The organism is Psychrobacter sp. P11G5, assembly GCF_001593305.1.
Taxonomy (GTDB): Bacteria; Pseudomonadota; Gammaproteobacteria; order Pseudomonadales; family Moraxellaceae; genus Psychrobacter.
This window is the reverse complement of the sequence record NZ_CP012533.1, coordinates 2,189,615-2,201,593: the sequence shown is the minus strand read 5'-3', so window position 1 is coordinate 2,201,593 and position 11,979 is coordinate 2,189,615. Positions and strand designations below refer to the sequence as shown.

Annotated in this window: 10 protein-coding genes and 1 tRNA gene; 7 read left to right on the top strand and 4 right to left on the bottom strand. The window is 42.1% G+C overall.

From position 1 onward, the window contains the following. The first annotated feature begins 57 nt into the window (after positions 1-57). From rarD to AK825_RS08840, 4 genes are all read left to right on the top strand, one after another. Positions 58-1,128 carry an EamA family transporter RarD gene (gene rarD / locus AK825_RS08855; protein WP_068036386.1) on the top strand — a complete coding sequence of 357 codons (1,071 nt, stop codon included), beginning with the start codon at positions 58-60 and terminating at the stop codon, positions 1,126-1,128. A gap of 148 nt (positions 1,129-1,276) precedes the next feature. Next, complete coding sequence (locus AK825_RS08850; protein WP_068036384.1) at positions 1,277-1,945, top strand: glutathione S-transferase; 669 nt, start codon at positions 1,277-1,279, stop codon at positions 1,943-1,945. A 156-nt stretch (positions 1,946-2,101) separates the two neighbouring features. Further along, on the top strand, positions 2,102-2,350 hold the full coding sequence (locus tag AK825_RS08845; RefSeq protein ID WP_068036382.1) for a hypothetical protein: 249 nt from the start codon (positions 2,102-2,104) through the stop codon (positions 2,348-2,350). Positions 2,351-2,394: 44 nt separating this feature from the next. Further along, complete coding sequence (locus AK825_RS08840) at positions 2,395-3,510, top strand: ribonuclease Z (protein WP_068036380.1); 1,116 nt, start codon at positions 2,395-2,397, stop codon at positions 3,508-3,510. Between the two features lies 1 nt (position 3,511). Here AK825_RS08840 and AK825_RS08835 read toward each other — a convergent pair whose 3' ends face one another. After that, the gene (locus AK825_RS08835) at positions 3,512-4,510 is read right to left on the bottom strand and encodes an ATP-binding protein (protein ID WP_068036378.1); all 999 of its coding nucleotides are present in this window, start codon (positions 4,508-4,510) and stop codon (positions 3,512-3,514) included. Positions 4,511-4,578: 68 nt separating this feature from the next. Here AK825_RS08835 and AK825_RS08830 point away from each other — a divergent pair, with 68 nt between their 5' ends. Next, positions 4,579-5,592: a serine/threonine-protein kinase gene (locus tag AK825_RS08830; protein ID WP_068036376.1), complete on the top strand. Its 1,014-nt coding sequence runs from the start codon at positions 4,579-4,581 to the stop codon at positions 5,590-5,592. Between the two features lie 81 nt (positions 5,593-5,673). On the opposite strand, the gene AK825_RS08825 is transcribed toward AK825_RS08830, so the two are convergent. The 3 genes from AK825_RS08825 to AK825_RS08815 form a co-directional block, all read right to left on the bottom strand. Then, positions 5,674-5,758, bottom strand: a tRNA-Leu gene (locus AK825_RS08825). 255 nt (positions 5,759-6,013) lie between these two features. After that, positions 6,014-7,774: a sigma 54-interacting transcriptional regulator gene (locus tag AK825_RS08820; protein ID WP_068036374.1), complete on the bottom strand. Its 1,761-nt coding sequence runs from the start codon at positions 7,772-7,774 to the stop codon at positions 6,014-6,016. A gap of 82 nt (positions 7,775-7,856) precedes the next feature. After that, positions 7,857-9,221, bottom strand: a complete 1,365-nt coding sequence (locus AK825_RS08815) for an ATP-binding protein (RefSeq protein WP_068036372.1) — start codon at positions 9,219-9,221, stop codon at positions 7,857-7,859. A 135-nt stretch (positions 9,222-9,356) separates the two neighbouring features. On the opposite strand from AK825_RS08815, the gene rimO reads away from it, so the two are divergent. Both rimO and pyrH read left to right on the top strand, forming a co-directional pair. After that, on the top strand, positions 9,357-10,952 hold the full coding sequence (rimO, locus tag AK825_RS08810) for a 30S ribosomal protein S12 methylthiotransferase RimO (RefSeq protein ID WP_068036370.1): 1,596 nt from the start codon (positions 9,357-9,359) through the stop codon (positions 10,950-10,952). Positions 10,953-11,174: 222 nt separating this feature from the next. Next, complete coding sequence (pyrH, locus tag AK825_RS08805) at positions 11,175-11,900, top strand: UMP kinase (RefSeq protein WP_068036369.1); 726 nt, start codon at positions 11,175-11,177, stop codon at positions 11,898-11,900. The last annotated feature ends 79 nt before the right edge of the window (positions 11,901-11,979 follow it).

The following is an 11,979-nucleotide window of genomic DNA, read 5'->3' as shown; positions in this document are numbered from 1 at the left end:
CTTTTGTTTTTTTTCTAAAACTGCCAAGGAAGTGCGCTAATTTTTAAGGCTGTTGTTATGTTCACCTCCAACCAAACGTCGCAGGGTACTATTATTGCGGTGGCTGCCAACTTTTTATACTCGTTGTTATTTCTGTTTGGCTTGATTATGCAGCCGCTGTCGGGTACACAAGTTGCCTCGTGGCGTGTGCTCATGATGTTATTTAGTTTGGTCCTTTTAGTCAGTGTGTTAAAGCAGTGGCAACATATTTTTGATTACCTAAAGACATTAAAAACCCCAAAAGAGTGGTTCTTATTTATCATTCCCACTCCTATTTTGGGCGCACAAATTTGGATATTTATGTGGGCGCCAGTCAATAATCTTGGTTTAGAGGTGACTTTAGGTTACTTCTTATATCCAATGATTATGATTATGGTTGGTCGGTTTTTTTATGATGAAGACATGAGCCTGTTACAGTGGGTTGCAACACTTTTTGCGGGTGCAGGCATTGCCTATGATGTCTTTCAATACGGCTCTATATCTTGGGCGACGTTATTTGTGTGTTTGGGTTATCCACCTTATTATCTGTTACGTCGAAAAATGGCTGTACCGCCTATTACAGGTCTTATCTCTGATCTTGTCTTATTATTACCTGTCGTTTTGGTCGCGTTATATATGAGTGGCGGTTTTGAATTGGCCATATCCACAGATAAGCTTTGGTATCTTTTGCCATTATTAGGAATTATCAGTACAGCAGCAATGTCATTGACAATGGTAGCCAGTCAGAAGTTGCCAGTCTCATTATTTGGGACTTTATGCTATCTTGAACCGATATTCTTATTTATATTTTCTGTCACTATTTTGCATCAAAGTATCGAGGAGGGTGGCTCCTTATTTATGTACGGCATGATCTTTGTTGCGTTATTGATTATGATTATGGATAGTGCGCTTGGTTACTTAGCACGCCGCCGTGACAACCGTCTACATGGTTACAATGAACCGCAAGTTGGTAGCTTTCCACCGCGTCGTCGCCTAAAAAACCGCCGAATTAAAGGTGTATTGGCAGCACATCGGTTTCGTAAAATCAGACGCTATCAATCTAAAATAAATAAGATGTCGCATAAAATTGATCAGCTATATTCAAGATAATCCCTAAAAGAGCGACCGATAAAACTGACCACACAGCCATTGTTTTTCACTGTCATTAGGTAATCGTGATGTGTTAAAGCATTAGCAAGTGCGCTATCATCAATGATATTAAGACACTACTTTTTTTTATTATTATTGGGATAAATCTATGTTACATTTGCATCATTTAGAGAATTCACGTTCATTCCGCATTATATGGCTTTTAGAAGAGTTAAATGTAGACTATCAGCTAACTTGTTATGAGCGTAACAAAGCTTATCGTGCGCCTGAAAGTTTGAAAAAAATCCATCCGCTTGGACACACCCCAATTTTAGAGGTGAATGAGCGTGCGCTGGTTGAATCAGGCTTCATCATTGAGTATCTGCTTAAGCATTATGATAAAGAACAGCAATTCAAACCTACTGACGATAATGAAGAGGCATGGGAAGCTTATACTTTTTGGCTACATTTCTCTGAAGCATCAATAATGCCATTATTAGTGATGCGCTTGGTATTTACCAAAGTAGTCGAAAAATCGCCAATGCTCATTAAGCCAGTGAGTAAAAGCATTCGTAAGCAAGTTGAAAACAACATGATTAGTGATAGTCTTACTACAATGCTAAACATGATGGAACAGCAGCTACAACACAATCATTGGTTTGCAGGCGAAGCTTTTAGTGCCGCTGATATTCAGATGCATCTTGTGGTTGTTGCTACCAATGCGGGCAGTGGGCTTGATAAAGTGAAGTATGCCAATATATTAAATTGGCTAAAACGTTGCGAAGCGCGTGATGCCTTTAAACGAGCTGAGACCAAAGGCGGCAGCGTTCAATTTTAAATATACTTACTTTACAAAAACACCCTAAGTTTTGAATTCTTATAGATTTTGAAAGCTTACAGACATTTTATCCAGTATTCTTGTATATTGATTTTGCTTGGGGTATGTTGAATTCAATGTACCCTAGCAATAAACAGTCCTTCAAAAGGTAGTATGATGACAGACCCTAATAAATTAAATACCAAACTTGCGGATTCCGATAAGGACAATCTTGCACAGCAACAAATTAATTCTCAGCAAGTGTCTGTTAAGGCATGGTCGCAAAAGATATTGGTCGTTTTGTTATGTATAGCAAGCTTTTATGGGGGCTGGAAGTCACACGAATCTAGCATGGTCAATCAATGCTTTGCTAGTGGCGGGCAAATCGTTGAGGGTGACAAGACTATCTTATGCAAATTGTCATAAATCATATTAAATACGCAAAACTCTTTTGCTATGAATGATGAACCATGCTGCAACTAACCTTTTTAGGGACATCGGCCGGTGTACCGACCAAGCAACGCAATGTGACGGCGCTAGCGATTGAGTGTCTTAATCCTTACCTGTCAGGATCTAATCAACAGCAGAGTAAAAAATCGCGTCCGTGGTTATTAATCGACTGCGGTGAAGGCACACAGCAACAACTGCTCCATACCAAACTATCACTACATCAGCTTACCGCTATTTGTATTACTCATGTGCACGGCGACCATTGCTATGGTTTGCCAGGATTGCTCGCTAGTGCTGCTATGTCAGGACGTACCGCGCCGCTGATTCTCATCGCACCCAAAGCTATTGCCAAACTATTAGATGCTGTAACACTAACCACTGAGTTGCATTTTCCATTTGCCATTAATTTTATGGCGATTGAAGATTTGCTGTCTCAGCCAGATAGTGAAAATAAAGGTCAGGTAAATATTAACTTAGACAAGCAGCAACAGCTAGCGATAGATATCCATCCTCTATCACACCGCGTGCCATCCTATGGTTTTGGTATCACTCAGACTATCAGTCGTCGCACGCTCAATACCGACAAGTTGCTAGCAGCTGGTATTCCAGCTAGTAAGTTGTGGGGGAAGTTGCAGCAAGGTGAAGATGTTACAACTGAGGACGGTAAGCAGTTACGCTCAGCAGATTATGTCAATAATGATGAGCAGCATACAAGAGTAGTGGTGGCTGGTGATAATGATACGCCAAGTCTTTTAACTTCAGCGCTACGAGATGCGGATTTATTAGTGCATGAAGCAACTTATACAAATGAAGTCTTAACCAAGATTCAAGCGAAAAATCCAGATTTTGATCCCATGCATAGTAGTGCTCAGTTGGTGGGCAAATTTGCCCAAGATATCGGCCTACCTAATCTAATTTTGACGCATTTTAGTGCCCGTTATCAGAGTTTTGATAATCCAAATAGCACGACGCCTAATATGGGGTATATCCGTTTGGATGCCGAAAGCGTTTATCACGGTAACTTATGGTTAGCAGCTGATTTTGCGCAATATAGGGTAGATGGCGCAGCAGAATTAGTTGACGGTCAAGCAGAAAGCCGCGTACAGTATTTAGGATCTGCACGCGACAGTAAATGAGCTAAGACTGGCTATCTGCAGCAGCCAATTGTGATTGTCCTATCCAGTAGCGACTAAACTGATAAGCGACACGCCCCGAACGTCCGCCACGCTCCGATGCCCAACGCAGTGCCGCCGCTCTAATGGTTGCATTAAGTTCTTTATCAAGCTCTTCGTCAACCGCTTTGTCATTGCTATTGTTATCACTATTAGCATTCATAACATCACTAGTAATTTGTGCTGGCTGCAAGCTTAGATAATGCTGAACAATCTGTAAATACGTTTGTTGATTCATTGGATAGAATGATAACCACAAACCAAAGCGATCAGATAGCGATACTGTCTCGTCAATGGTTTCATAAGGATTGACCTCATCGGTGTTTCCATCATAAATATTGACGTTGTCTTTCATCAGCTGGGGCAATAAATGTCGGCGATTACTAGTCGCATACACCAGTAGCTTATCTTGCTCAGAATCGAGCGAACCATCCAACACACTTTTTAGCGTACGATAGCTTTCGTCCTGACCGTTAAATGCGAGATCATCACAGTACACCACATAGCGACTACCGCAATCGGCCGGTAGCTCGTTGATGGCTGCGCGAATCTTGTCGAGCACCACTAAATCATCGCGCGCAATCTCAATAACGCGTAAGCCTTCGCTATGATAGGCTTGCAGTAATGCTCGAATCAGCGATGATTTACCTGCGCCGCGTGTGCCTGTCATCAACACGTGATTGGCTGGATAGCCTTTAAGGAACTGGCGTGTGTTTTGTACCAATTTTGACTTTTGGGTGTCGATACCATGTAAATCATCTAAACTCAAAAATAAATTAACCGTCAACGGCTCTAAATGTCCGGTGCGACCACCAACCCAGCGATACGCCAGCTGTGCCGGATCAATTTTGATAGTTGGGGTTACGTGCTCTGCTAAATATTGACTTAATAAGTCCAATAAAGGGGTAGGCAGGGCGTAATTAGTGGATAGCTTATCAGTAGACGAATTGGTTGGTTGAGACATAATTACTCTAATAATCAAGGTTACGTTTAATTTAGTTTATAACGGTTTTAGAAGGGCTGAGTGATACCATGAAAAATAGTGCCAGCAATCCGCCTACAATACAAGTGATAACGCAAACCTTGCGTATGCAAGCGGAAGAGCTATTGCCAAAAGTGAGTAATGTGCTGACAAAGCTAGGCTATCATGAGATATCCCATCAACGTATTAGCCAGCAAAATGATGAACAAAACCAGCATGTTAAAACAACTAATTATCAAGGGCTAACGCGTGCGCGCCATTCACAGTCTGGTCGTGTCATGGTTAAATGGGAGCTTAATCACAATAGTAATCATGAGCTGTCTACATTAAACCATGAAATTGCAGTCTTAACCGCTGTAAATAATTCACAGTCAACTGAGGCTCAGAACATTCCTCAAACTATAGTACCACTAGTATTAGCTTTCGAAACCGTATATGTGGAAGTTTTAGAGAAAAAATGGCAGCTTAATCTTCTTGCTATGCCTTACTATGAAAATGATAGTTTGGCGCAGCAGTTAAGTAATAAGAAATACCCGCTATTAAACGATGAGAGAAAACAGAAAATCATAAAGCAGGTCGCGCACTTAATAGCCAATCTTCATAAAACTGGTTGGCTACATAATGATATTAAACCGAGTAATATTTTGCTAGATGGTTTCTTGCAGAATAGTGCGGATAATAGCAACATAATGCCTAATTTGCTGTTGACTGATTTTACATTAGCAGAGAATGTTGATAAGCCCAGCACAGCAAATCCTGCAGGTACGCCAGCTTATCTCGCGCCTGAGCGCTGGCAAGGGCAGGGCGCAACGGTACAAAGTGATATCTACGCATTTGGAATAATGCTGTATGAGATACTAACGGGTGAGCGACCGTTTAAAATTGATAATCAAAGTTGTGAGTCGTTAAAAGAGTGGGCGATTCAGCATTGCCAGCAGTCTATTCCAACCTTGCCGCTAGAGTATCAGGGCTATCAAGGAATTATTAATAAGGCATTAGCGAAACGAGTAGAGAGGCGGTATAGAAGTATGGAAGAGCTGTTGAAAGATTTGAAAATAGTTTAAGTTAAAAACCAAATCGTAGACACAAAAAAACCTGCTAAAAAGCAGGTTCTAATATTTGGTCTAAGATGTACTATCCGAAAATGGTGGGGCTGGAGAGACTCGAACTCTCACACCTTGCGGCGCCAGAACCTAAATCTGGTGCGTCTACCAATTCCGCCACAGCCCCATTTTCGTTACTCTATCATCAAAAGCGTTTAAACTCAAACACCATCTAGATAAATAACTGATTCGGTAGTGCGTCTCAGTGGTTGGCTATTATATAGAGTTTGAATAGTTTGGCAAGACCTTTTTGCAATTAATTTTAAATTAAACGTGTTTTTTTGCATGATTAATTATAAGCGATTGATAATATTATGATTTATAAATCATTATTTTTATAACCATAGCGATACTTCTACTGGTGAACCGTATCTAATTCTTATTACTCTTCTGATCGATTGTCTGATGAGCCAATATCGAGTAGTTGAAGCTTACGGGTTAACGTGTTGCGTCCCCAACCTAATAAATTGGCTGCCGCAATCTTTTTACCGCCACTATGAGTAAGCGCCGCGTCCAGTAATACGCGTTCGAAATCAGGCGTTGCTGTCTGTAAAATATCGGTTTCGCCCGCTTGTAGAGATTCTTTCGCCCAGTCTGCGAGCACTTCTTGCCAAGTTAATGTGGTAACCGAGTAAGAGGTAGGCTCTAAAGGCTGCATTAAGTCATTATGATAAGCGTCATTATGTGGCTGATTAGATTGTTGCTGCAAGGAATGATGATTATTAGCCAAGAGCTCAGGTGGTAAGTCTTCAATCAAAACTGTGTCGCCAGTTGCCATGACCGTTAGCCATAAGCAGACATTTTCGAGTTGACGCACATTACCTCGCCAGTCAAAAGCTTGCATGAGACGTAGTGCTTCAGGGTGCAGCTGCTTTGGTGCAGTGTTCATTTGCTTAGCAGCGCGCTGCATAAAGTGTGCGGTAAGGGCAGGGATATCCTCACGGCGTGCTCGTAGCGGTGGTAATGGCAAACGAATGACGTTGAGACGATAAAATAAATCTTCGCGAAACCTGCCTTGTTGTACGAGATGTTCTAGGTTTTGATGAGTCGCAGCGATGATACGCACATCAACCTTGATAGGTTGCTGGCCACCAACGCGATAAAACTCGCCATTTGCTAACACTCTTAGCAAGCGCGTCTGTGTGCTAAAGGGCATATCACCGATTTCATCTAAAAATAGCGTGCCGCCGTCTGCCTGTTCAAAGCGGCCTTGCCGGCGCGTGGTAGCGCCTGTAAAAGCGCCTTTTTCGTGCCCGAATAGCTCAGACTCAATCAAATCATGTGGAATGGCCGCCATATTAAGTGCGATAAATGGCTCTTGCTGCCTTGGTGAGTGCTGATGTAAAGCGCTGGCGACCAGCTCTTTGCCAGTCCCTGACTCGCCAGTAATAAGAACAGTGATAGGAGAGTGTGCTAATCGCCCGATTGCTCGGAAGACCGTCTGCATGGCCTGCGACTGTCCAATAATGCCGTTGGGATTGTTGTTAGACTTATCAGTAGTTTTATCTTTTATTAAATGCTTATCTTTGATCTCATTGTTAGAGCCGCTAATCGGTTTCGTTTTTAGATTAAGCTTGTTCTCTTTTTCTGCCTGAGCTTTGACATCGGCTTCGGCTTGCTTATTATTTATCTGATTAGTCGGCTGATAGTTAATAGCCTTATAAATCGTTGCGACCGCATCATCTAGATCAAAGGGTTTAGGCAGATATTCAAATGCACCTGTCTGATAGCTGTTGATAGCAGAGGTGAGATCTGAGTGGGCAGTCATGATGACAATAGGCAGCTGAGGGAAATGCTTATGCACCCATTCACTAAACGATAAGCCATCCATCATCGGCATACGGATATCAGTTAATATCACATCTGGCAACTGCGTCGCTGATTCGTGCTGTTGTAAGATATCATTAAGCTGGGTCCATGCTGCCTGCGCTTGCGTAAAGCTGACAACCATAAAACCAGCGTCTTCAAAAGTATCCGCCAATACTAAACGCAATGCCGCATCGTCATCAATTAGCCATAAAGTCGCAGGGTTGTCGTTGGGTGCATTATTGACCGTTACTTTGCTTGCTTGCTCATTTGTTAGTTCATTATTCGATGTTTTATTATCGCTTTTAGGTTTATAGTTGTCGTTATATTCAGTCATGTATCAGGCCTAATGAGCAATTATTTCAGGGTTATTATTAGTAATTCAGGATTGGCATTAGCTTTTTATTTAGCCGTTATATTTACGCGTTAAGTGTTGGCTGATTAAATGGTAAATACAGCGTAAAGCATGTTTTTTTGGATTGACTATGATTCTTAAATTGAGTGGAGCTAACGTCAATCATACCATGATGTCGGCTGATAATATCTTGAACGATAGACAGCCCTAAGCCTGTACCAGCTGCACGGCTGGTTACCATCGGGAAAAATATTTGCCCGATTAGCGCTGGATCAATTCCTGAGCCGTTATCGGTAATAGTGACTTGCAGCACTTGTTTGTGTTGCTGACTGCCAATAGTATGCTGAAAAGCAACGCGCGTTTGGATATGCAATTGTGGTTTATAATTATCGTCATCAGCTTGAATGTCGGTCACTTTTGCATTATCGGACTCAAAGTTATTTACCGAATGCTGCTCTGTCATTGCCTCACAAGCATTATTCACTAAATTTAAAAATACTTGGATTAATTGGTCTTTATCCGCATTCAGCTCAGGTAAAGATAAGTCATAATCACGTTTTAAAGTTACTTGTGGATAATGACTCATAACCAAGGTAAGGACATGCTCCAGCGGCTCATGAATATTGACAGCTTGGCAGTTTGGCAATTGATTAGAGCCAAGAAGTTGCCCGATGAGCTGGGTTAAACGGTCAGTCTCTGAGATAATAATATCGGTATAGCTACGCAGCTTTTCAGTGGTTTTTTGCAGATTTTTATTAATATTTGGTTCAGTGATAAGAGAAGGGCTTTGATTGTCAAAAATAAAAGTGTCACTGAATTTGATGAACTGCCGCTGTAATAATTGCGCTGCACCGCGTATACCAGCAAGCGGATTTTTGATTTCATGAGCGACCGAGCGCAGCATATGACGGGCAACGTTATATTGTTGCTGCTGACGTTGTTCTTCTGAGATGCGACTTTGTCGATCCTTGCCCCACATCTCAATGATAAAAAAAGGCTGCTGCTCATAAATGACTGGGGTTACACTATAATCCACTGAGAGTGATAAATTGCCATTCAGCGGTGTGCTGATAAAGTGATCATGATCGATGAAAGGTTGTTGATAGCGTTTTGCTTGATGAAATCGTTCTGTCAAAGAGCAAGTTGGTTCATTGATACCTTTACCAATACTCTTATCAACATCAACATCAACATTGTTATTATCACTATGGTTTCTATTATCTGTTGACGTCAACTCTTCGGGTGCAAGCAGCGTCAATATTGATTGATTGAGCAAGCGTCCACTGCTAATAGCCAGTAATTGCTCAGCTTGGGCGTTTAACCAAGTAATTGATAGTTCATCATCGACCCATAAGATAGCTGTGAACAAATGCTGTGATATAAATGCTAAGTCAGGTGTTGGTTTTGCGGGTATCAGATTGGTTGTCATGGCTATTGCCTAGGATGAAGGAATACTCAATATAATATTTAACCATAAATCAACACTATAGAGCGGCAAAACTGGCGATTTTTGTAAAAAAAACGTACAATGCGCACAGCCAATTTATCTCTAGCAAGGTCAGCCATGCCCAATATTTCTACCGAGTCGATTAATACGACCATTACCACCTCACAGCCAGCTTCTACACCAAAAGACACTGCCACCATTTTTAATCCTGCTAAGCTAAATATAGCGCAAGAGCAGAGTCAGGCAGATACTAGCCAACCTTACCATCATAAAGCCAACCACAATCAAAACCGTAGCATTGAGCAAAGCAGCAATGTGGTTTCAGCTACGTCGAATAAAGCGACAGCAGCAACTGCTAATGCACCAGTTAACGCAGCACCGAAGATTGGTTTTGTGTCACTAGGTTGCCCAAAAGCATTAGTGGATAGTGAGCGCATTATCACTGAGCTGAGCCGTGATGGTTATCAAGTGGCGAGCGACTACGAAGGTGCAGACCTAGTTGTGGTGAATACTTGCGGCTTTATTGAATCAGCGGTACAAGAGTCGCTTGATGCAATCGGTGAGGCGATCAGCAAAAACGGTAAAGTTATCGTCACAGGCTGCTTGGGTAAAGAGGCGGATAAAATCCGTAAAATGCACCCAGCCGTCTTAGCAGTGACCGGTGCGCATGCTTATGATGAAGTGATTACAGCAGTTGCACAGCATGTACCCAAGCCAAATCGTAGCCTAGATGCAAACTACGATCCTAAAATAGATTTGATCAATGAAGCGGGTATTAAATTGACCCCAAGCCATTATGCTTATCTAAAAATATCAGAAGGTTGCAACCATCGTTGTACTTTCTGCATTATTCCAAGTTTGCGCGGTGACTTGGTTTCGCGTCCGATTGATAATGTGATGAATGAAGCGATGGCGCTTAAGAATGCTGGCGTGAAAGAGTTGCTCATTATTTCACAAGATACTTCCGCTTATGGGCTAGATCTTAAATATAAGACCAGCTTTTGGAATGGTATGCCGCTTAAGTCGAAATTTTATGACTTATGCCAAGCGCTAAATGACTTAGGTATTTGGGTACGTTTGCATTATGTCTATCCGTATCCGCACGTGGATAAAGTTGTTGAATTGATGGGCGAGAAAAAACTATTGCCATATCTCGACATTCCCTTTCAACATGCCAGCCACCGCATCCTAAAAGCGATGAAGCGTCCGGCGCATAGTGAAAACACCTTGGCACGTATTCATGCTTGGCGTGAAATTTGCCCTGATATCGTCATTCGTTCAACCTTTGTCGTCGGTTTCCCTGGTGAGACGGAAGAAGACTTCCAATGCTTGCTTGATTGGCTGGTCGAAGCGCGCCTTGATCGCGTTGGCGCTTTTACGTATTCAGAAGTAGAAGGTGCGGTTGCTAATGATCTGCCCGATCACGTACCTGAAGACGTCAAGCAATCTCGTTATGAGCGTTTAATGACGCTACAACAAGACATATCAGCGCAAAAGCTGCAAGAGAAAATCGGCAAAACCTTAACCGTCTTGGTTGATGAAATTGATTATGATGAAAATGTTGCTATTTGCCGTAGCTATGCCGATGCACCAGAGATTGATGGTCATGTGTACGTTGACGATATCACTGCCAAAGTGAAAGTCGGAGCGTTCTTAACTGTCACCATTGATGATGCTAGCGAATATGACTTATTTGCCAGTTATCAAGGCTAATTGCATATTATAAAAGCGCTGCATGATTTTTGAGTGTTGCTGCCCAATAAATAGCTAAATGAAAACCCATCGTTCATTAAAGTTGAAAATTGCCCAATCATGGGCAGTTTTTGCTACAATTAGCGCAATTTAGCCTACTTGCCTATTTTGGACTGCATGTCTTAACCTGTGTTCCAACCTTATTGGTTTTAACCATAAATTAACGATAAAAAAGGTGCCCTCATGTCTGACAAAAATCCCCGTTACTCTCGCATATTGCTCAAATTATCTGGTGAAGCCTTAGCAGGCGGCAAAGATATGGGTATTGATACCGAAGTGCTCGACAAGATGAGTTTGTCTATCGCGCACCTGCGTGGTCTTGGGGTACAAGTCGGCATCGTCGTCGGTGGCGGTAACTTATATCGCGGCGCGCAGCTACAAAAAGAAGGCCTAGTTGGCCGTGTCACTGGCGATCAAATGGGTATGCTAGCTACAGTTATGAATGGTCTTGCGATGCGTGATGCCCTTGAACGCCGCAACATCAAAACGCGTTTGATGTCAGCGTTGCCGATCGGTGAAGTAACCGAAAGTTATAGCAGCCGTAATGCGATTCGTTATCTCAAAAATGGTGACGTTTGTATCTTTGTCGCTGGTACTGGTAACCCTTTCTTTACTACCGATACCGCCGCTTGTTTGCGCGGCATTGAGATTGAAGCGGGTCTTATTCTAAAAGCGACCAAAGTTGATGGCGTCTATGATAAAGATCCAAGCTTACATAGCGATGCTGTCAAATACGACGGTTTGACCTTTGATGAAGTATTAGAACAAAAGCTTGGCGTGATGGATTTGACCGCTATTGCATTATGCCGTGAGCACAACGTACCGCTACAAGTCTTCGATATGACCAAGCCTAACGCTTTATTAAATGTCATTATGGGCGAAAATGAAGGTACGCGCGTTTATCATTAATTAAGAATAATAGTTTATAAACAGATAGATAATAACTAACTGTTATAAATTACCGTAAAATAATAGCTAATGAACACCT